Here is a 20,030-nt window from a genome sequence, read left to right on the forward strand (position 1 = left end):
CTAACTTAAAGAAACCAAAAATGAAATGTGTAATTATTGATGACGAACCTTTAGCAGTTGATTTAATAAAAGAATTTGTTAGCAAAGTAGAAACTCTTGAGCTAGTAAATACTTTCAACAACGCTATTGACGCAATATCAGTAGTTAATCAATCAAATGTTGACTTGATTTTTTTAGACATCGAAATGCCTCATTTTTCAGGAATTGATTTCTTAAATGCAATTGATAAAAAACCACTAATAATTTTTACTACTGCTTATGAAAACTATGCAGTTGAAGGATTTAACTTAGGCGCCGTTGATTATTTGGTTAAACCAATACCTTTTAATCGATTTCTAAAGTCGGTAACGCGCGCGCAACAACTATTAAATCCTCAAAATATTCCCGCAACATATAATTCTAAACTTACACCTCCAGAAATTGAACACGATTTTATGTTTGTTAGAGCCGAATATGAGAATGTAAAATTAAATTTTGCTGATATTTTATATATCGAAGGCTTAAAAGACTATGTAAAAATATACACTGTAGACAACAAATACATTTTAACATTAATTAGTCTTATAAAACTAGAGACACAATTGAGTAACAAAGGATTTGCTAGAATTCACAGGTCTTATATCATAAATATAAAACATGTGAAATCTATTCAAAAAAACAAAGTGATCATTGCTGAAAAAAGAATTCCCATTAGCGAAAGCTATAAGAACAGCTTTTTTGAAAAAATTAATTTATAATTTGAATTACAAACACTACTCTTCTTCTTTAAACCAACTAGAATACATTACATAATTATTGGCTATACGTCCTATTTCACCCGCAAAATCTGATTGGTTAATATCTTTTACTTTTTTGGCAGGAACACCCGCCCAAATAGTCCCTGAGCTAACAACTGTATTTTGAGTAATCACTGCGCCTGCAGCAATAATAGAATTGCTTTCTACTACACAATTATCCATAACTATTGCTCCCATTCCTATCAATACATTATCCTGAATTGTACACCCATGAACAATTGCATTATGCCCTATTGAAACGTTGTTACCTATGATTGTAGGATGTTTTTTATACGTACAATGAATCACTGCTCCATCTTGAATGTTTACTTTATCACCAAATTTTATAAAATTAACATCCCCTCTAATAACGGCATTAAACCACACACTACAAGATTTACCAAAACTCACCTCTCCTATTATAGTTGCATTTTCAGCAACATAACAATCATCTGGTATAATTGGCGTTTTTCCGTTTACTGTTTTTATTAACATCTTTTTTTTATTTTAATTAATTGCTGGACAATTGCAATTATACTTCTCCTTTTTACAAAACAAATCAATGCCAAGCGTAATCTGGTGAAACCCTCCATTATCAAATTTAACAGGACCAGTTACATTAGAATAGGTATATGCAAACATGAAATTTTTGTAATTCACCCCAAGAATAGGAGTGATGTATTGTAGTTTTTGAGAAGCAACACCTGAATTAGTTTCATATTGAGCACCATCTAGACTTCTGCGGTAAGATAATCCACCCCAAACACTACCAAAATCCATATTTTTATAGGCCTTTAAATTTAAATCAACTGTCTTTTCTTTTGTTTGCTCCACCAATTGTAGTAAAACTGAAGGCTCCCATAAAATCCCTTTTTTATTTCCAAATACGTAACCACCACTTACTAAATACTTTCTCAAGTTATCACTTTCATATTCAGTGTAGATTTCTCTTCTTGTTTCTACTGCATTTTTGACTGTTGCATGAACATAAAAATCTAAGAAATTATATGAAGCTCCAATATCAAAATTGACATAGGAATCCTTTTGAACAATATTCCCATTAACGATAGGATCGTAATCCCCTGAGAGTAAAAAAGTAGTTTCGTCTAATTGACTCTGGATTAAACCCGCACTTATTCCAAAAGACAATTGATTTAAATCAACTTCATCCCTTGAAAACATTAAATGATAGGCATAAGTCAGTTTAACTCCTTTTTGCGAGTGATACCCATTTTTGTCATTAAAAAGAATAATTCCTGCACCCGACTTATCTCCTATTTTCCCATTAAAACTCAATGTTTGCATTGCTGGCGCATCGTCCTGACTAAACCATTGTTTGCGTGATGTCAGTCTTACTTTAGCACAATTTGCAGCACCAGCCATAGACGGGTGGATTAGATAATAGTTATCCGATAAATAGTCAGAATATACTGCAATACCTTCCTGCGAGTAAGTGAAACAGGTAACAAACAAGAAACAAATGGATACGCTAAACTTTAAAAACATGAAAACATTTTTACCTGGTGAAAATAGTATTAAAACAACTGGATAATGAAGTGAAATTCTCTTTAATAATTTAAAATAAAGTTAATTTATTCATTTATATTTCAAATATAGTTATTCATCGAAAATAACTTCACTAAATTTGTAAAAATTTACACAAAGTCATGACAAAGATCACCATAAAAGAAACTCAAAATCCAACGATATTAAAATTTGAATTTGAAGATTTCATCACACAAAATGAAAGTTACGAATTTAAAAATATTGATGACGCAAAAGCATCACCATTGGCACAAAAATTATTTCATTTACCATTTGTAAAAACAGTGTACATCTCTGGTAATTTTGTTGCCGTTGAAAAATACAGCATTGTAGAATGGGAAGATGTTAAAGACGCAGTTGCTGAACAAATAGAAGCATTTGTAAATGACGGAGGAGTAATTATTGCCGTACAGGAAAATAAAACTAAAAAACAACCAATTACTGTTTACGGAGAGACTACACCCAACCCGTCAGCATTAAAATTTGTTGTAAGTCGTATGTTGACTAAAAATGCTATTGAATTTAAAAACATTGATCAAACAGGCCCATCACCACTTGCGAGAGAGCTTTTTAATTTCTCATATGTAAAAGAAATCTTTATTGATGAGAACTATATCTCTGTTACTAAATATGAAGTAATTAGCTGGGAAGAAATCACTCTTGAACTAAGAAGCTTTATCAAGCAATACATTGAGAACGGAGGGACAGTTCTTGACGAAAGCTTAATTCAAACTATCGAAAAAGACGAAAAAAATAAAGATGCTAGCTTTGATTCTTTAGATGAAACTTCACAAAAAATTATCAACATACTTGAAGAATATGTTAAGCCAGCTGTTGCTGCAGATGGTGGTAATATTGCATTTGATTCATTCGAAGAAAGTACAAAAACAGTAAAAGTAATTTTACAAGGTGCTTGTAGCGGATGCCCTTCATCAACATTCACTTTAAAAAGTGGTATTGAAAACATGCTAAAAAGCATGCTTAATGATGAAAAAATTAATGTTGAAGCAATAAACGCATAAACAATCAAACACCCATACTGCTGATTCATATTGTTTTATACAAAAAATAACGAGCTTTTTTTTATGAAAACAAGAAAAAATTTGTTAATTTTAGGTTTTAACCAAACAAACTAAAAATTATGTCAGTATTAAAAGTTATCGAAGTATTATCAGGTTCAAGTACAAGTTGGGAAGATGCTACACAGCAAGCCGTAACTAAAGCGTCTAAATCTGTAAAAAACATTAAATCAGTTTATGTGCAAGAGCAAAGTGCAACTGTAAAAGATGGGAAAGTTGCTGAGTTTAGAGTTAATCTAAAAATCACATTTGAATTAGAGTAATTTTATTCAAAATAAAAAAAACGTTTCAATTGAAACGTTTTTTTTGTGCCTATTTTTTTTATAAAACCTGACTATTCATTTCCAACTTTTCAAAACAACAATTTACATCAAAAATCATAAAATACTGATTAACAATAAAATAAAACAACTTATTTAAAAAAAGCTTATCATTGTACTCTAATCAAATAAAAACACCATGGGAGTTACGTCATTTTTTACAAATTTATTTGGCTCAGCCAAAGAAACTACAGCAACGCTAACAGATAAAGCCGAAACTTTTACTGATGACGCAATCGCTAGAGCAAAAGAAACGATAAGTGAAGTTGCTGATAAAGCAGAAACTGCATTTGAAGATGCCAAGGAATCTGCAGCTCCCTTGCTTGATAAAGCAAATGACTATGCTGATAAGGCCAAAGAAACCTTTAGTGAATACTCAGATAAAACAGAAGAAACTATTGAGCAGACAATGGATACTGTTAAAGAAAAAACAAAAGTTGCCATGGACAAATTAGAAGATTTTACTGACAATGCAAAGGGAGCTATTGAAGACAAAATTGATGCACTTACAGATAAAAAAACCGAACTAGAGAAAGCAAAACCTACTAAATAAGATTCAAAGAACATTTTTAATAGTGTGCTAAAAATATTAATTTGTATTTTTGCAAAGCAAACACAAACCTTCTCTTTAGAGAGGGTTTTTTATTAAAAAAAAAAATGGCTACAGATATCAACATGGCAACACACTATGCCAATATTTATTTTAAAGAGTTTTTAGCTTATACCCCCAAATTGATCTCTGCTCTAATAGTACTTTTTATTGGTCTATATGCTATCCGATTAATCAATAGATTCATTAGAAGAATCATGATTAAAAGGGATTTAGATCCTACATTAACTAAGTTTCTAGCCGATATTTTATTATGGGGACTTAGAATATTACTATTCGTGACTTTTATAGCAAAGTTAGGTATTGAGACCTCTTCATTTGTAGCGATATTAGGAGCAATGGGACTTGCAATAGGCTTATCACTACAAGGATCATTGTCTAATTTTGCTGGAGGAATGCTTATAATACTATTTAAACCTTTTAAAGTAGGTCATACTATAGAAGCACAAGGAGTGATTGCAACGGTTAGCGAAATACAAATTTTTGTAACTAAATTAATTACGGCAAACAATCAAACCGTTTTTATTCCTAATGGGATTTTGTCTAATGGTACAATTACAAATTATTCACTACAAAAAAGCAGAAGAGCTGATTTGACCTTTTCAATATCTTATGATTCTGACATTAAAAAGGCAAAAGATCTCATTATGGAAATATTAAATAACAACCCAAAAGTATTGCAAACACCCAAACCAGATGTTTTTGTCAAAAACCTAACAGATAGCGCTATTCAGTTAGCGGTACGACCATGGGCAAACAACGAAGATTTTGGTGCTGTATTTACGGAGACGTTAGAAAATTGCAAAAATGCTTTTGACGCAGCCGGAATAATCATCCAACCTTTTGTTAAAGAAGTGTCGCAAAGTAATTCAGCAACATAGCAACTACTTTTTAGGTGCAGTAATCATAAAATCTTTTAAATAAAAAGGTTCAAAATAAGCGACATCTACAGTGTCGCTTTTTTTATACTTAGCATAACTAAGCGCGCACATTTCTCTTGCTGATGGGTATTTTAGCCCTTCTAAGAAATTAAAATTAGCTTTATTTAGTACCGTTTTAGCTTTATCGGCACAATCGCCCACAAAATAAATAGGCTGTTGTAAATCATTAAAAGAATCTTCAGTTAAAACCTCCGCCAGAGTTGTACGTTGAGACACTAAATCTTTAGTAAAAATTGCACTATAGACTTCCATTCTACGCGCATCAATCATAGGTACAATTAAACCCTCAGTAATTTTTACTTGCGCTGCTAATGCTTGCAAAGTATCTACAGCTATCAACGGAACCGATAACGCATAACAAAGCCCTTTTGCTGCAGAAACCCCTATTCGAAGCCCTGTATATGATCCTGGGCCTTGACTCACCGCTACAGCAGTTAAATCTTTATAAGTGATTCCTGCTTCTGCCAAGCTTTCTTCAATAAAAACATGCAAACGTTCTGCGTGTGAATATCCCTCTTCTGCAATTTCATTACAAATTAGCATTTCGCCATCTTTTGCAATAGCAACAGAACAGTTTTTTGTAGCCGTTTCAATATTTAAAATGTAAGCCATTATGGTTTAGTATATCTTTTATTTAGTGCAATTTATTATTGTACAAAGGACGTTAAAACGTAGTAAAAAAACAATCCTAATCTTAAAACAAAAAGTCGCTTAGTTTTACACTAAGCGACTTTGAGAACTATTTAATGTATTCTTTTACTTTTTAGCATCAACACCTTCTTTTTTGATGCTAATTTTATCTCCTGAATTTAATTCTTTTGTTACGGTAGTATAAGGTCCTGTAACCACTACATCTCCTTTTTTAAGTCCTGATAAAATTTCAATATTAGTATCATCTTGAATTCCTGTTTTGATAATACGAATTTTAGCTTTATCTCCTACTTTTACAAATACACATTCAAATTTTTTATCGCTTTTCACAACTGCTTCCTTGTCTTCTGCAGTTTCCACTAATTGGATTCCTTTAGTAGATGTTGTATCTGATTTGATTACGATTGAACTAATAGGCACATTCACCACATTAGCTTTTGTCTTAGTAATAATATCTACTGTAGCCGTCATTCCCGGTCTAAAAGGAGAGTAAGCTGCAGGTTTACCTTCTAATAAATCTTGGTATGATTCTTTTACAATTCTAACTTTTACTTTAAAATTAGTAACCTGATCAGATGTTAACGTACTACTCGCTGAGTTAGAAATACTCGTTACTACACCTTTAAATTTCTTTTTTAGATAAGCATCTACTTCAACATTTGCCTCATCGCCAACTTTGATTTTCACGATATCATTTTCATTAACATCAACCTCTACTTCCATGTTATTCAAGTTAGCTACTCTTAAGATTTCAGTTCCTGTCATTTGTTGCGTACCTAGCACACGTTCTCCAAGCTCAACATTTAACATAGATATTGTTCCATCTGCTGGTGCGTAAATAACTGTACGTCCTAAATTATCTTTAGCTTCACTCACAGATGCCGAAGCACTTTGCACATTAAAATAAGCCGTTTGTTTTGTTGCTTGAGCTACCTCAAATGACGCCACTGCTTTATCCCAATCAGATTTAGATATAATTCCTTTTTGAAAAAGCGTTTTGTTTCTATCATAGCTTGATTTCGCTTCTTTAAATTGCGCATCTGCTTGTGTTAAACCTGCTTTTGATCCTGATAATCCTGCAATAGTTCTATTTAAACTTGAAGTATATAAATCAGGGTTTATTTTTACCAATAAATCTCCTTTTTTAACGACTTGTCCTTCTTTAACAGGCAATGAAATAATTTCTCCAGAAACCATAGAAGCTATTTTTACCTCAATTTCTGGTTGAATTTTTCCTGTTGCCGAAACTGTTTCTACAATAGTAGCAGTATTTACCGTAGCAATTTCTACTTCGGTTCCGTTATCTTTATTTCCAATAACTCCTGCTTTAGAAAGTGCGATTAATACAACAATAAGAAGAACTGCTCCTCCAACAATATAATAAATTGTTTTCTTTGACATAATGAATTAGTTTTTAATGATAGGAATTCCAAAATAGAATTCTAATATTTTAATTTTGAATATATAATCGTATTTTGTTCTTAACACTTCTGATTCAGCATTAGCAAGCAAAGTTTGTGACTGGTTCAAGTCAAATGAATTCATCAAACCTACATCAAATTTTTCTTTAGCATAATCATACGATCCTTTTCTTGCTTCTAAAGCGCTTAGTGCTGAGTCATACGATTTCAAAGCACCTTTAGCATCTGCGAAAGCGGTATAAACATTTCTTTGTAAATCAAGACTTTCTTGTTCTAATGCTATTTTAGATTTCTCCAAAGTTACTTTAGATCGCTCAATATTATTTCTTGCAGAGAAACCATTAAAAATAGGAATACTTAATTGCACTCCAAAAGACTGTCCTTTATTATTACTAAACTGATCAAAAAACGGTAGTGGTCCTCCTAATGTTCTTGTAAAATTAGGTGTCAATACATTTTGATTTGTTCCTTCTACAAACCCAACACTTGTTGTAGGATTTAATGCATCAGGCACAACTCCAGTAACTCTATCGCTATAAGCTACCCTAGAACTAAAACTGTAGAAACCCTGTAAAGTAGGCATCAATCCTCCTTTAGCAATAGCAAGACTTTTTTGAGCAATTTCTAAGTTTGTTTGTGCTATTTTTAACCCGGTTCTTTCTTGTTTAGCCTTATCATAAATAACATTCACATCTTGTGCTAAGACATTATTATCATCCCCTAAAATAGTATTATCAACAACATCAAACTTTGTAAAATCATCTAATTGCAATAATTGCGCTAAACTTAATTTAGAAATCAACAAAGCATTTTCGGCAGCAATTACATTTTGATTATTAGTGGCAAGCGTTGCTTTAACATCTAATAAATCTCCACGAGGAATTGTTCCTGCGTTAACGAGTTCTTGCGAACGGGCCAACTGCTTTTCATTAATTCCCATTTGTTCGTGTTGTACTTTTAAGAATTCTTTATTAAAAAGCACTTGCAAAAAAGCATTAGCAACATTCAATGCAACATCTTCTTGCATTTTTGTCAATTTATATTGTGCTGCTATAATCGATAATTTTGCTCTTCTATAGGTGTTTTGGTTTTGTAAACCTTTATAAATATCAATACCCACATTAGCACCTGCAGAGGTAAATTGAGTGGTTTGATTTTGTAACAAACCCGTAGTAATGTCTTGGTTCAAACCAATGTTCCAAGAATGCGATGCCGAAGCATTTAATGAGGGTAAGAAACTACCAAGCGCTCCTTTTTTATCGATCTGAGCTGATTGCGTATCTAGAGCAGTTTGTTTTATCGAAATATTATGCTCTACAGCATATTTAACACATTCCTCAAGTGTCCATTTTTTATCTTGCGCGTTTGACGCTAAGCTAAAAGCAAAGAGTAAAACTAAGGGGATCCAACGATTCTTTTTCATATTTTTTGTATGGAAGTGTAACAAAGGTATTACACAAATTTAACATTTATCTCTAAACTAAAATTCTTTTAATAGGTTTTTATTCTTCTGAATCTGGTTCTTTAACTCCTTGATTCCAAATTTTTATTTTATCCGATGCTTTTATTCCGCTTTTTACTTCAACATAAATTCCGTCGCTAACGCCTAGAACAAGATCTTTTCTAGCAAACTTTTGCGATCCCGTTTCTATTTCTACATACGGTAATTGTGTTTTTTTATCAAATTGTACTAAACCTTCTTTTATAGCCAAAACTTTATCGGCTTTTTCTAATATAATAGAAGCATTGGCACTTAGACCAGCTCGAATAAAAGTATCCGCTTTATTTTCTAAAGAAGCTTTAATTTCGAATTGAATAGCCCCATTTTCTGCAACACCTTTAGGTGCGATATATTGTAAAACAGCATCAAATTTCTTGTTTTCGATAGCTCCAACAGTTATTTCGATAGGCAATTTCTCTTTTATCTTACCTACTTCCGACTCATCAATTTTACCCACAAAAATCATTCTGCCTACATCAGCAACACTCGCAATAGTTGTTCCTTCATTAAAATTATTACTTTCAATCACCTGATTCCCTACTTTCACAGGAACATCGAGCACCATTCCGTTTACAGTAGAACGTATTAATGTGTTTGCATAATTTCCTAAACCAGATGTTGTTCCTGTTTTAACAATATCTAAACCACGTCTAGCCGCATTATAATTTTGTTTAGCTGAATTGTAAGCTAACTGAGCAGCATCATAATCATTTGCTGAAATTACACCTTTATCAAACAATGTTTTTTGTCTTTTATGCAAAATCTCCTGATTATCAAGTTCAATTTTAGCTGATTGCAATTGGTTTTGAGAACTACTTAAATTAGATACATTTGCAACTACTTTAATCTTAGCAATTAAATCTCCAGCTTTAATATTTTGTCCTGCTTTGATGTAAACCGCTTCAATAATACCTGAAATATTTGGCTTGATCAACACCTCTTCGTCTGGAACGATATTTCCTGTGGCAATTGTGTTTTTTACAATTGTTTTAGTCTCCGCTTTATCCGTAGCGTAAACTATAGGCGACTCCTGATTTTTAGCGTATAAATAATACAAGGCGCCAAAGAAAGCGAAAGCTATAAAAATTAAAATAGTAATGGTTACTCCTTTTTTCATCGTGTTATGATTTAATCGATTATTTTTTGATTGATTATTTATTCGGCTCTTAAAGCGTCTACGGGTTTAACATTAATTGCTGTTTGCGCTGGGATATATCCTGCCAATAGACCAGAACCTACTAATATTAATAACGCTACAAAAACAACAGTAAGATCTACGCTTGGATTGGCAAACATCATTCCTTCGCTAGGCATGCTATCGAGGATTACATTAATAATAGCAACTACTCCCGTGGCCATTGCAATACCAAACATACCGGCGACAATGGTCAAAAAAATGGACTCTAACAATATTTGAGAACGTATTGCTCCTGGGGTTGCTCCTAAAGCCCTTCTTATTCCAATTTCTTTGGTTCGTTCTTTTACGACAATTAGCATAATATTAGAAATACCTATTACTCCAGAAAGTAAAACTAGCGTCCCTACAAAATAAGCGATGAATTTCAATATTAAAAACAGCCCTTGAATTTTACTGAACTCGGCATATAAATCAAAATTCCCAATCGCCCTATCATCCGTAGGGTTTATAGAATGTCGCGATTTCATAAATTCTAAAATCTGAGGTTTTAGCGTAGTGATTGATGCATTATCATTTGCTGTTAAAGCCATCCATCCTACTACATCTCCATAATTATAAGCTTGCTGAAATGTGGTAAAAGGAATAAATATCTTTTTCTGTTCTCTTTCAGCATTACCACCACCTCTAGATTTAGATTTGTAAATCCCTACGACTAAAAAATTAATCCCGCTTACTTTTACATAAGTTCCAATAACATCTTCTGTTCTACCGTATAAATCTGTAATTACACCGCTACCAATTATGGCTACTTTTCTTTTTAATTTGATATCTTGATAGTTAATAAAACGTCCATTAACAATTTCCATTTGTTCTTGTTTTACCAACTCAGGATAATCGCCAAAAATAGTGTACGACCCTGTTTTTGTCCCTCTAACCACATTACTAGATTCACTATCATTACCTCCTAGTTGATTACGAGGAGAAACATACAATAGATCCGGAAACTTTTCTTTTAAAGCCGTTATGTCTCCATTTTTAAAATCATACCTTCTTACTTTAGGAAGCCCTTTAAATGGCTTTGAAGTAGTTTGACTCCACATAAACATAGTATTTGTAGCTATCCCGTCAAATCCTTTCTTCACTCCGTTTTCCAGCCCTTTTCCAGCTGCTAGCAAAATCACCAGAATAAATATTCCCCAGAAAACCCCAAAAGCCGTCAAGATAGTTCGGAACGTATTTGCCGTTAGCGCCTCTAAAACTTCAATCCATTTATCTCTATCAAACATAATTATTCGTCTCTTAGTGCTACAATAGGTTTAATGCTGGCTGCTCTATATGCTGGAAAAAATCCAGCTATTGCCCCTGCTAATACTAGTAAAATTAATGTGCTCATAGCGACACTAAAATCTACTTCTGGATTTAAAAAATAATCACTTTTGACCATAGGCCCTACAATCTCTAGCAATAAAAGACTAGATAAAAGCCCTACAAAACCAGAAATTGTGGTTATAAAAATAGATTCATGCAATATCATTACTACAATAGAAAAAGGCGAAGCACCTAGAGCTTTTCTAATTCCAATTTCTTTAGTCCTTTCTTTCACAATAATCAGCATGATGTTACTCACACCAACTACTCCTGCAATTATAGTACAAATTCCAACCCACCAAAAAAACAATCGAATGTAAAGGTTTAAGTCATAAAATTGCTTGGCATCTTCAACCGTGTTACCTACCCCAATCGCTCCTTCATCATCAGGTGCAATACTATTTTTACTTCGCAATAGCTGCCCTAAGCCTTCTGTAAATTTCTCAGATTCTGCTAAAGCTTCCTCATAAGTTTCTTTTTTGGGTAAGGTAAAATCAAGATTACTTATTTTATCACCTACTCCATAAGCTTGCTGAGTGGTTGTAATGGGAATATATACACGTGTTTCCTCTCTTTCCCCTGCAGGATCAGTAAAAACACCTACTATTTTAAAATTAATACCGTTAATAACTAGCAATTCTCCTATCGGACTTTTGTCCTTGAACATGTCTAGTTTTACTTTTTGTCCAATAACAGTAACTTTCTCGCTATTGTTCAGGTCATTTTGATTGATGAACCTTCCTTCAACAATAGAGGCATTTTCAACTGCTAAATAGTCTGGATTTACTCCAATGAAACGATAGTTACCCGATTCTTTTCCGTGAGACATAATACCACTCCAAAAAATATAGTTCGCTGATTTTATCACTAATTGATCTCCATATTTTTGAAGAGCAACATCATAATCGCTGTTTCTAAATTGAATTTGCCTTCCTGGATTCAATCCTTTATATTCTTTAGTTGTTGTTCCGGACCAAAAGGAAATCAATCCCGAAGCATCATTCTCAAATTTCTTTTCTATTCCGTTTTGAAGTCCTTTCCCAACTCCTAACAATATCACTAAAATAAAAATACCCGAAGCCACAGAGATTCCGGTAAGAAACGTTCTCAGTTTGTTTTTGGCAATAGCCTCAAATATTTCCTGCCAACGTTCCGTATTAAACATATGCAGAAGCTCTTACTTGTTCTACCATTTTATCGTCTATGATTAGTCCATCTTTCAGCACTACGTTTCTCTTGCACATTGCCGCAATATCTGGCTCGTGCGTTACAATAAGTATTGTTTTTCCCTCATCATTAATTCCTTGTATCAGTTCCATTACTTCATATGAGGTCTTAGTATCTAATGCTCCCGTAGGCTCATCGGCTAATAAAACTTTAGGATTTGATGCCAATGCTCTTGCAATAGCTACACGTTGTTTTTGTCCTCCAGAAAGTTCTGATGGTAAATGATGAGAATGCGTTCCTAAACCTACTTTTTTCAAATAAGTCATCGCAATTTCATAACGCTCTTTTCTTTTCACACCTTGATAATATAAAGGCATAGCTACATTGTCTAAAGCACTTTTATAATTGATTAAATTAAATGATTGAAAAACAAAACCTAAAAATTTATTGCGATAACGTGAAGCAATCGTTTCATTTAATTTTTTAATAGGCACATTATCTAAAGTATAACTTCCTGTATCTGCCTCATCTAAAATTCCCAAAATATTTAGCAATGTAGATTTACCAGAACCTGAAGAACCCATTATAGCAACCAGCTCCCCTTCTTTGATACTAAAATTAATGCCTTTTAAGACATGTAATTCTGAGTTTCCCATTTTATAGGATTTATGTAAATCTTTAATTTCTATCATAAGTATCGTTTTGTAAACAATAGTTTTTATCTAATAAAAGAATTCCTAATGCTTATTATCTAAAAAGCGCTAATCAACATCTTAATTCATAAGACTTAATTATGATATAAATGTTACAGTTTTATCTTAAAATATATTTCTTTTAGTAATTTTACGACTTAAAAATTAAAATAATGCCGAAACATATCTTCGCTTTAAGTCTATTATGTCTATTAGCAATTAGTTGCTCAACAACTCAAAAAATAGACACATTAAAACCTGAACCAGATGACGCAACTCCGCTGGTATATGAAAACAAGACTTCCTTTATAAACATACCAATTAGCGTAAAACTCAAGGATATCGAGAATCAAACCAACGCATTGTTAAATGGATTGATTTATGAAGATAATGACATTACAGATGATGATATTGAAATGAAAATATGGAAACTTGCTCCAATTACGATACAAAATGAAAACGCATCCTCAGGAGAAAGAATTAAAACTATTTTACCCTTAAAAGCGACTGTAAAATATCGAATAGGTACAAAGACATTGGGCGTGTCCTTATACAACACTCAGGAATTTAATTTAAATGGTGTCATTACACTGAGTAGCGATGTAGCATTGAATAACTGGAAACTAATTACAAAAACACAATTGAAATCCTTAGAATGGAACGAAAGCCCAACGATGGTTGTTTTTGGGAAAAATGTCCCTGTAACCTATTTAATGAATCCTGCCGTACAAATTTTTAAATCAAAACTTGAAAAATCTATTGACTCAGCTATAGAAAAATCAATGGATTTTAAACCAAATGTTCTAGCAGCTTTAGAGAAAGTATGTACACCTTTTCAAATGAACGAAGCCTATGAGAGTTGGCTTCGCATAGTACCTGTCGAAATTTATAGTACAGCCGCTAAATTAAAAAATGATTCATTTCTCCTTCAAATGGGAATGAAATGTACTATGGAAACACTCATTGGCCAAAAGCCAGAAAGTAAATTTGATGCTAATAAAATAGTATTGAAACCCGTTATTAAAATCCCAAATCAAATCACCGCAAATATTGTTGCAGTATCTACATATCAAGATGCTTCTAAAATAATACGAAAGAATTTTTCAGGTCAAGAATTTGAATCTGGTTCAAAAAAAGTAAAAGTTCAAGATGTAGCTATCTGGCATAAAGATGGCAAAATGGTTATTGCCTTAGAAATGACAGGCTCTGTAAACGGAAAAATTTATCTTGCAGGTTATCCTCAATATGATAACAAAACAAGAGAGATTTATTTTGATCACTTGGACTATGTTTTGGATACTAAAAGTAAATTGATGCGTACCGCAAACTGGCTAGCACAAGGAATTGTATTAAGAAAAATTCAGCAAAGCTGCCGTTACTCTATTCAAGCAAATCTAGATGAAGGTAAAGAAACTATGATGACTTACTTAAAAAACTACTCGCCTATTCCGGGTGTTTATGTAAATGGTAAAATGGATGACATTGAGTTTGACAAAGTACAGTTAACTAAAAACGCAATTATTGCATTCATAAAAGTCAACGGACAAATAAACATAGCGGTAGACGGATTGAAATAATCGCTACTGCTAAGTTGTTTTTTTCTTTTTATATAACCTATAAACCGCATAACCTATACCTCCTACTAAAACATACGGTATAGCCATTAAATAAACGATTCCGTCATTGACGGCTTGTGCTTGAGCAACATTAGACTCACCTCCTAAAGCGGCTCTACACATTGCACATTGTGCTTGTACTGCTGCTGAAGAAAGGATTAAAAACGATAGAGCTATAAATTGAAATTTGATTTTTTTAAACATAATAAGGAGAAATCATTAAATAAACTACAACACCAGTTACCGCAACGTACAACCAAATAGGAAATGTGATTTTTGCAATTTTTTTATGTTTATCAAATACTTGAGCCAATGCTCTAACGTAAGTAATTAACACAAGCGGAATAATTATAACCGATAAAACGATGTGCGTAAATAAGATAAAATAATAAACATATTTAATGATTCCTTCTCCACCAAATTTAGTCGAATCAGAGGTCATGTGGTACGCAACGTACATTCCTAAAAAAGCAATTGAACAGCCAATTGCCCCTTTCATTAAATTTTCATGCAATTTTTTATTACCATTTTTAATGGCAACAACTGCAGAAACTAATAAAACTGCTGTAATTGCATTTATTGTAGCATAAATAGGTGGTAAAAACGTGAGCGGAGCCACATCAAAACCTAATTTCCTTAAATTCACACTAAAAAGCAACACAACAACTAACGGAATTGCCACTGATAAAAGGACAATCCACTTTTTATATTTTTGTTCTAAATTTTGCTCACTCATAATTTCTATTCTTCTAATAACATGCTAATGTCTTGTTGAATATCTCTAACTCCTTTTTTCTCTAAACCGTCGTAATAAAGAATCGGATTACCAAAATTGTCTTTTCTACAACGGATATTTCCTTCCTTATCAATCAAAGCAAACAATCCAGAATGCTCAAATCCACCAGCAACTTTATCATTGGCAGCAGCATAAAGATTAAATCCCTTATTCGCTAATCCAAATATATAATCACGATCACCCGTTAAAAAATTCCAATTAGCAGACTTTACACCTAATAGTTCAGCATGTTCTTTCAAAACTTTTGAAGTATCATGATTAGGATCTATGGTTATAGATGCGATTCCGAAATTAGGATTCCCAAAGAATTTCTTTTCGATAAGCAACATGCTTTGATTCATCTTAGGACAAATTGAAGGACATGTTGTAAAGAAAAATTCTAAAACGTAAACTTTTCCTTTATAAGACTCATTAGTAATCTTCTCGTTGTTTTGATTGACTAATTCAAATTTTGGCGCAGGCCCAATTTCGACTAGTTTCTCATCTTTTTTAGAAGCAGTAGCAACATTGTCTAAACGATCTGCTTGAACAACATCACCGTTTTGAATGCGACTAATAATTTTAGGAATTGCATAGATTCCAAATACCAAAATAATGAATGATATACCGATGTATGATTTATTCTTAAACATATTATTCTTTTAAAAGTTGTTTTGTAGCATTGTGATTTTTCTTAAGCGCAGCACGATATTCATAAAGAATAATTTTAAAATCATCAAGCATCTCATTACTCAATTCAGATGGATGAAAAGTATTGTAGCCCTCTTTATATTCTTCTTGATCTTTTCTACCTCTCAAGTTACGTTCTTTATCTACTATATAAACATTAGGCGTTCCAGTAAATTCATCTAGTTTCCCTTTTAAGTGCAATTGTTCGTAATAGGTTTTAATATTCTCTGGAGTGGTAAACACAAAATGCCATTGCGACACATCAGTAAACTCATCTAGAGCATCCATAATACTTTTAATATCATTCTCAGTTCCTAATGGACAAACCATCACAAATTGTAAATCCTTGAAGGTATGATAACGCTGGTAGATCTTTTCATTAAGATTAAAAAGGTTACCCCTGTTTTTTAAAACATCAGTTCCTGAAAAGCCTAAAATGGTAATTTTATTATCTAAAGATACTTTTTCTTTATCCAAAGACTCCCAATTTCCTAAATCAGGAATTTTAGGTGTAACGGTGGGTAATTTTGTAAAACTATTTACCCCAGATGCAAAAAAAAGATATGCAACGATTGGTAAAATAAAAAGAACGAAAAGGACAATATTTTTTTTCATTACGACACTACTATTTTAATTGCAAAAATAAAAAAAGGTACGCAATGCGTACCTCTTTTTTTGAATTAATATATGTTAAAAATTCCATTTAATGGTCGAATCTTTAAAAACCCCATAAATATAATGCCCTTCAGTTAAAAATATGAAAAGTATATATAAAATTAGAAAAACTGTAGGTATAACCACTGCCCATCTAAGACTACCTTTTTCACCACCTAAGTGCATGAATTCCCATACAATGTAATAGGCTTTAAAAACAGTCAGAATATAAAATACCCAGTTAAGCAAGTTCATTCCTAGGAAATGATTTAAGTGCAAGAAGTCTGGTTTAAGTATTCCTAAAAACACCTCTATAATAGTTACAGCAGATAATATTGCGAAAACCTTCCAGATTCCGCTGGTATTAGATACATGTTCGTGTGACATAATAATAATTTTTTAAAATTAAACTAGATAGAAAACGGTAAATACAAATACCCATACTAAATCGACAAAGTGCCAGTATAAACCAACTTTCTCTACCATTTCGTAGTTTTTTCTTTTTTCATAAGTACCTAAAAGTACATTAAAGAAAATAATGATATTAATAATAACACCTGAGAATACGTGAAATCCGTGAAATCCTGTAATGAAGAAAAAGAAATCAGCAAATAATTTATTACCGTATTCATTTCTAATCAAGTTAGCTCCTTCAACCACATAATGTGCTTGAGACAATCTTACTAAAGATTCTTCTCTAGTTAAAACTGTTTTGTGCTTAAATTTACTTAAATCATGATTTATCTTAGCATCTTTAACCGTTTCTGGTGTTGCTTCATAAATCGATTCTGTTCTTACTAAAAGATCAGGATGTGCTTCAAATCCAGCTTGTACTTCGGCAACAGAGTAAGTAGGTAAAGCGCCTTCGCTAACAAACCAACTTCCCGTATTTCCTGTATGCTGAACACGTTCTTCATGTAAATTAGCTGCAAAATCAGCTAAAGCAACACGATTCCCGTCTTTATCAACAAACTGAAGTAAACTACCTCCTTTTGTCTCAACAGCACCATACTCCCCTTTTATGAAATTTTTCCATTCCCAAGCTTGAGATCCTACGAAAATCAAACCACCAACAATGGTTAAAAACATATAAACAATGACTTTGTTTTTTTTCATTTGATGACCTGCATCAACGGCTAAAACCATTGTTACAGATGAAAAAATCAAAATAAAAGTCATTAATGCTACATAATACATAGGTGCAGATACACCATGCATAAATGGAAAGTGTGTAAACACTTCATCGGCCAATGGCCATGTCTCAATAAATTTAAATCTAGAAAAACCGTAAGCTGCTAAAAATCCAGAGAACGTTAAGGCATCAGACATGATAAAAAACCACATCATTAATTTACCATAACTTGCTCCCATTGGCTCATTGCCGCCTCCCCAAGTTTTTTCTTCACTATTTGCAGTAGTAACTGTCGCTTCCATAAAAGTTATTCGTTAAAAAGTTCCCAAATTTACGTTTTTTTCTTATTTAAAGAAATATAAAAATACAAATAAATAAATCCACAAGAAATCTAAAAAGTGCCAGTACATCGCACCTAGTTCTATTCCAAGAGTTTGACTCGAATTGTATTTTTGTTTAAAATGATTATAAATTATTATTAGTAGTGAAATCAACCCTCCCGCAAGGTGAATCAAGTGCACAACTGTCACTATATATAGAAATGTAGTCGTAATTGAACTCTCACTTCCTGTAAAATAATAACCGTTTTCTACTATTTGTCTGAATCCTGCAAACTGCAAAATAACAAATAATATTCCGAGCGCTAAAGTAGACAAAAGAAAGATAGTAGTCCTACTTTTATTGTCTTTTTGAATAGCTTTTTTTGCTAAATGGATCGTAACACTACTCGCTATTATCACAATCGTACTGTAATAAAACGCTGTAGGTAGCTCAAAGTCTTTCAACCAATCTACTCTTGCCTTACTAACTACAAAAGCACTAGTAAGTCCCGCAAACATCATAATCATACTGACCATAGCAAACAACAAAATCAACTTATAGGATCTTGCCGTTCTTAACTTATGCTCATCTTTTGTCATTGTCATTTCCATAACTATCTTAAAAATTTATCAAATATATACACTAATTGAAGTAAGGTAATGTAAGAAACACTAACTAACATTAATGTCCTAGCCGCTTTTGGAGTTCGTGTTTTATACAATTTAACCGCATAAAAAAGCATCCAAATCCCTAATAAAAACACTAAAACTGCCGCTACTGGAGTTAAATAAAGCTTTCCTGTAAAACCTAACGCAGGCAATAAAGAAGCTATAATCAACCAAACGGTATATAAAATAATCTGCAACGCAGTTCCTTTGTCTTTTTTCTTAGTAGGCAACATAAAGATCCCCGCTTTTTCATAGTCTTCATACAAAAACCAACCAATAGCCCAAAAATGAGGGAACTGCCAAAAAAACTGAATCAAAAATAAAGTACCCGCTTCTATACCAAAATTACCTGTAGCTGCTACCCATCCTAACATAAACGGAATCGCTCCTGGAAAAGCACCCACAAAAACAGACAATGAGGTCACCGTTTTTAAAGGTGTATAAACACTCGTATATAAAAATATAGAAATCGCACCAAACATGGCCGACTTAGGATTAATCATATAAAGTAATGTGATGCCGATAATAGTAAGTAAACTAGCTACAATTAAAGCGACTCTAGGCGACATTCTTCCCGCAGGAACGGGACGATTTTTAGTACGATCCATTAAAAGATCAATGTCTTTTTCAATAACCTGATTGTAAGCATTTGATGCTCCAACCATGCAGTAACCACCAAAAATAAGCATCAACAACACAGACCATTTAAAAGGATTTGCATCATCTACTCCTAAAAAATAACCAGCAATAGAAGAAAACAAGACACTAATTGCAAGACCTGCTTTAGTGATTTCTTTAAAATCTAAAAAAACCGTTTTAAGGGAAAATGTATTTTGTGTTGTACTCAATGGGATTTCATTAGGTTTTTTAAAACTTCTGCAAAGGTACAAATTAGATTGGTATTTAATAATAAGGCATCTTATTTTTTAAATCTAAAATACAAACTGGAATAAATCATTAATTTA

Annotated in this window: 23 protein-coding genes; 6 read left to right on the plus strand and 17 right to left on the minus strand. The window is 32.6% G+C overall.

The window, feature by feature from the left end; translation table 11 throughout:
- Nucleotides 1-20 precede the first annotated feature (20 nt).
- Nucleotides 21-737, plus strand: coding sequence for a LytR/AlgR family response regulator transcription factor (locus HNP99_RS01525; RefSeq protein ID WP_173850559.1), 717 nt, complete (start codon nt 21-23; stop codon nt 735-737).
- A 15-nt stretch (nt 738-752) separates the two neighbouring features.
- Here HNP99_RS01525 and HNP99_RS01530 read toward each other — a convergent pair whose 3' ends face one another.
- Nucleotides 753-1,271 carry a gamma carbonic anhydrase family protein gene (locus tag HNP99_RS01530; protein ID WP_173850560.1) on the minus strand — a complete coding sequence of 173 codons (519 nt, stop codon included), beginning with the start codon at nt 1,269-1,271 and terminating at the stop codon, nt 753-755.
- A gap of 12 nt (nt 1,272-1,283) precedes the next feature.
- Entirely contained in the window at nt 1,284-2,282 is a 999-nt protein-coding gene (locus HNP99_RS01535) for a PorP/SprF family type IX secretion system membrane protein (RefSeq protein WP_173850562.1), read from the minus strand.
- 161 nt (nt 2,283-2,443) lie between these two features.
- Between HNP99_RS01535 and HNP99_RS01540 the strand changes: the two genes are divergently transcribed.
- The 4 genes from HNP99_RS01540 to HNP99_RS01555 all read left to right on the plus strand — a co-directional run bounded on the left by HNP99_RS01540 (nt 2,444) and on the right by HNP99_RS01555 (nt 5,211).
- Nucleotides 2,444-3,343: a NifU family protein gene (locus HNP99_RS01540; RefSeq protein WP_173850564.1), complete on the plus strand. Its 900-nt coding sequence runs from the start codon at nt 2,444-2,446 to the stop codon at nt 3,341-3,343.
- A 119-nt stretch (nt 3,344-3,462) separates the two neighbouring features.
- A complete protein-coding gene (locus HNP99_RS01545) occupies nt 3,463-3,663 on the plus strand; it encodes a dodecin family protein (protein WP_173850566.1) in 201 nt (66 codons plus the stop codon).
- Nucleotides 3,664-3,859: 196 nt separating this feature from the next.
- Complete coding sequence (locus tag HNP99_RS01550) at nt 3,860-4,273, plus strand: YtxH domain-containing protein (protein ID WP_173850568.1); 414 nt, start codon at nt 3,860-3,862, stop codon at nt 4,271-4,273.
- A gap of 122 nt (nt 4,274-4,395) precedes the next feature.
- Nucleotides 4,396-5,211: a mechanosensitive ion channel family protein gene (locus tag HNP99_RS01555; RefSeq protein WP_254596806.1), complete on the plus strand. Its 816-nt coding sequence runs from the start codon at nt 4,396-4,398 to the stop codon at nt 5,209-5,211.
- A 3-nt stretch (nt 5,212-5,214) separates the two neighbouring features.
- Here the strand turns inward: HNP99_RS01555 and tsaB are convergent, their stop codons facing one another.
- The 7 genes from tsaB to HNP99_RS01590 all read right to left on the minus strand — a co-directional run bounded on the left by tsaB (nt 5,215) and on the right by HNP99_RS01590 (nt 13,209).
- Nucleotides 5,215-5,883 carry a tRNA (adenosine(37)-N6)-threonylcarbamoyltransferase complex dimerization subunit type 1 TsaB gene (tsaB, locus tag HNP99_RS01560; RefSeq protein ID WP_173850572.1) on the minus strand — a complete coding sequence of 223 codons (669 nt, stop codon included), beginning with the start codon at nt 5,881-5,883 and terminating at the stop codon, nt 5,215-5,217.
- A 144-nt stretch (nt 5,884-6,027) separates the two neighbouring features.
- Complete coding sequence (locus HNP99_RS01565) at nt 6,028-7,323, minus strand: efflux RND transporter periplasmic adaptor subunit (protein ID WP_173850574.1); 1,296 nt, start codon at nt 7,321-7,323, stop codon at nt 6,028-6,030.
- A gap of 6 nt (nt 7,324-7,329) precedes the next feature.
- The gene (locus tag HNP99_RS01570) at nt 7,330-8,766 is read right to left on the minus strand and encodes a TolC family protein (protein WP_173850576.1); all 1,437 of its coding nucleotides are present in this window, start codon (nt 8,764-8,766) and stop codon (nt 7,330-7,332) included.
- Between the two features lie 79 nt (nt 8,767-8,845).
- A complete protein-coding gene (locus HNP99_RS01575) occupies nt 8,846-9,961 on the minus strand; it encodes an efflux RND transporter periplasmic adaptor subunit (RefSeq protein ID WP_173850578.1) in 1,116 nt (371 codons plus the stop codon).
- A 38-nt stretch (nt 9,962-9,999) separates the two neighbouring features.
- The gene (locus HNP99_RS01580; protein WP_173850580.1) at nt 10,000-11,268 is read right to left on the minus strand and encodes an ABC transporter permease; all 1,269 of its coding nucleotides are present in this window, start codon (nt 11,266-11,268) and stop codon (nt 10,000-10,002) included.
- A gap of 2 nt (nt 11,269-11,270) precedes the next feature.
- Complete coding sequence (locus HNP99_RS01585) at nt 11,271-12,515, minus strand: ABC transporter permease (protein ID WP_173850582.1); 1,245 nt, start codon at nt 12,513-12,515, stop codon at nt 11,271-11,273.
- Nucleotides 12,508-13,209, minus strand: coding sequence for an ABC transporter ATP-binding protein (locus tag HNP99_RS01590; protein ID WP_173850584.1), 702 nt, complete (start codon nt 13,207-13,209; stop codon nt 12,508-12,510). Before HNP99_RS01590 ends, HNP99_RS01585 begins: the two co-directional genes overlap by 8 nt.
- A 173-nt stretch (nt 13,210-13,382) precedes the next feature.
- Between HNP99_RS01590 and HNP99_RS01595 the strand changes: the two genes are divergently transcribed.
- Nucleotides 13,383-14,786, plus strand: a complete 1,404-nt coding sequence (locus tag HNP99_RS01595) for a DUF4403 family protein (protein WP_173850586.1) — start codon at nt 13,383-13,385, stop codon at nt 14,784-14,786.
- A 9-nt stretch (nt 14,787-14,795) separates the two neighbouring features.
- Here HNP99_RS01595 and HNP99_RS01600 read toward each other — a convergent pair whose 3' ends face one another.
- The 8 genes from HNP99_RS01600 to cyoE all read right to left on the minus strand — a co-directional run bounded on the left by HNP99_RS01600 (nt 14,796) and on the right by cyoE (nt 19,913).
- Nucleotides 14,796-15,029, minus strand: coding sequence for a hypothetical protein (locus HNP99_RS01600; protein WP_173850588.1), 234 nt, complete (start codon nt 15,027-15,029; stop codon nt 14,796-14,798).
- Nucleotides 15,022-15,561 (minus strand): DUF420 domain-containing protein, encoded by a 540-nt coding sequence (locus HNP99_RS01605; RefSeq protein WP_173850590.1) that lies wholly within the window; start codon nt 15,559-15,561, stop codon nt 15,022-15,024. Before HNP99_RS01605 ends, HNP99_RS01600 begins: the two co-directional genes overlap by 8 nt.
- A gap of 5 nt (nt 15,562-15,566) precedes the next feature.
- Nucleotides 15,567-16,253, minus strand: a complete 687-nt coding sequence (locus HNP99_RS01610) for an SCO family protein (RefSeq protein WP_173850592.1) — start codon at nt 16,251-16,253, stop codon at nt 15,567-15,569.
- 1 nt (nt 16,254) lies between these two features.
- Entirely contained in the window at nt 16,255-16,905 is a 651-nt protein-coding gene (locus tag HNP99_RS01615) for a hypothetical protein (RefSeq protein WP_173850594.1), read from the minus strand.
- Nucleotides 16,906-16,980: 75 nt separating this feature from the next.
- A complete protein-coding gene (locus HNP99_RS01620) occupies nt 16,981-17,331 on the minus strand; it encodes a cytochrome C oxidase subunit IV family protein (protein WP_173850596.1) in 351 nt (116 codons plus the stop codon).
- Nucleotides 17,332-17,349: 18 nt separating this feature from the next.
- Complete coding sequence (locus tag HNP99_RS01625) at nt 17,350-18,378, minus strand: cytochrome c oxidase subunit 3 (RefSeq protein WP_173850598.1); 1,029 nt, start codon at nt 18,376-18,378, stop codon at nt 17,350-17,352.
- Between the two features lie 42 nt (nt 18,379-18,420).
- The gene (locus tag HNP99_RS01630) at nt 18,421-19,008 is read right to left on the minus strand and encodes a cytochrome c oxidase subunit 3 (protein ID WP_173850600.1); all 588 of its coding nucleotides are present in this window, start codon (nt 19,006-19,008) and stop codon (nt 18,421-18,423) included.
- Between the two features lie 2 nt (nt 19,009-19,010).
- Entirely contained in the window at nt 19,011-19,913 is a 903-nt protein-coding gene (gene cyoE, locus HNP99_RS01635) for a heme o synthase (protein ID WP_173850603.1), read from the minus strand.
- Nucleotides 19,914-20,030 lie beyond the last annotated feature (117 nt).

Source organism: Flavobacterium gelidicaeli, assembly GCF_013294005.1.
In the GTDB taxonomy this organism is placed as follows: domain Bacteria; phylum Bacteroidota; class Bacteroidia; order Flavobacteriales; family Flavobacteriaceae; genus Flavobacterium.

Excerpts from the sequence above, each read along its gene's own strand:
- HNP99_RS01525 (WP_173850559.1), top strand. The coding sequence starts at position 21 with ATGAAATGTGTAATTATTGATGACGAACCTTTAGCAGTTGATTTAATA.
- HNP99_RS01530 (WP_173850560.1), bottom strand. The coding sequence starts at position 1,271 with ATGTTAATAAAAACAGTAAACGGAAAAACGCCAATTATACCAGATGAT.
- HNP99_RS01535 (WP_173850562.1), bottom strand. The coding sequence starts at position 2,282 with ATGTTTTTAAAGTTTAGCGTATCCATTTGTTTCTTGTTTGTTACCTGT.
- HNP99_RS01540 (WP_173850564.1), top strand. The coding sequence starts at position 2,444 with ATGACAAAGATCACCATAAAAGAAACTCAAAATCCAACGATATTAAAA.
- HNP99_RS01545 (WP_173850566.1), top strand. The coding sequence starts at position 3,463 with ATGTCAGTATTAAAAGTTATCGAAGTATTATCAGGTTCAAGTACAAGT.
- HNP99_RS01550 (WP_173850568.1), top strand. The coding sequence starts at position 3,860 with ATGGGAGTTACGTCATTTTTTACAAATTTATTTGGCTCAGCCAAAGAA.
- HNP99_RS01555 (WP_254596806.1), top strand. The coding sequence starts at position 4,396 with ATGGCAACACACTATGCCAATATTTATTTTAAAGAGTTTTTAGCTTAT.
- tsaB (WP_173850572.1), bottom strand. The coding sequence starts at position 5,883 with ATGGCTTACATTTTAAATATTGAAACGGCTACAAAAAACTGTTCTGTT.
- HNP99_RS01565 (WP_173850574.1), bottom strand. The coding sequence starts at position 7,323 with ATGTCAAAGAAAACAATTTATTATATTGTTGGAGGAGCAGTTCTTCTT.
- HNP99_RS01570 (WP_173850576.1), bottom strand. The coding sequence starts at position 8,766 with ATGAAAAAGAATCGTTGGATCCCCTTAGTTTTACTCTTTGCTTTTAGC.
- HNP99_RS01575 (WP_173850578.1), bottom strand. The coding sequence starts at position 9,961 with ATGAAAAAAGGAGTAACCATTACTATTTTAATTTTTATAGCTTTCGCT.
- HNP99_RS01580 (WP_173850580.1), bottom strand. The coding sequence starts at position 11,268 with ATGTTTGATAGAGATAAATGGATTGAAGTTTTAGAGGCGCTAACGGCA.
- HNP99_RS01585 (WP_173850582.1), bottom strand. The coding sequence starts at position 12,515 with ATGTTTAATACGGAACGTTGGCAGGAAATATTTGAGGCTATTGCCAAA.
- HNP99_RS01590 (WP_173850584.1), bottom strand. The coding sequence starts at position 13,209 with ATGATAGAAATTAAAGATTTACATAAATCCTATAAAATGGGAAACTCA.
- HNP99_RS01595 (WP_173850586.1), top strand. The coding sequence starts at position 13,383 with ATGCCGAAACATATCTTCGCTTTAAGTCTATTATGTCTATTAGCAATT.
- HNP99_RS01600 (WP_173850588.1), bottom strand. The coding sequence starts at position 15,029 with ATGTTTAAAAAAATCAAATTTCAATTTATAGCTCTATCGTTTTTAATC.
- HNP99_RS01605 (WP_173850590.1), bottom strand. The coding sequence starts at position 15,561 with ATGAGTGAGCAAAATTTAGAACAAAAATATAAAAAGTGGATTGTCCTT.
- HNP99_RS01610 (WP_173850592.1), bottom strand. The coding sequence starts at position 16,253 with ATGTTTAAGAATAAATCATACATCGGTATATCATTCATTATTTTGGTA.
- HNP99_RS01615 (WP_173850594.1), bottom strand. The coding sequence starts at position 16,905 with ATGAAAAAAAATATTGTCCTTTTCGTTCTTTTTATTTTACCAATCGTT.
- HNP99_RS01620 (WP_173850596.1), bottom strand. The coding sequence starts at position 17,331 with ATGTCACACGAACATGTATCTAATACCAGCGGAATCTGGAAGGTTTTC.
- HNP99_RS01625 (WP_173850598.1), bottom strand. The coding sequence starts at position 18,378 with ATGGAAGCGACAGTTACTACTGCAAATAGTGAAGAAAAAACTTGGGGA.
- HNP99_RS01630 (WP_173850600.1), bottom strand. The coding sequence starts at position 19,008 with ATGGAAATGACAATGACAAAAGATGAGCATAAGTTAAGAACGGCAAGA.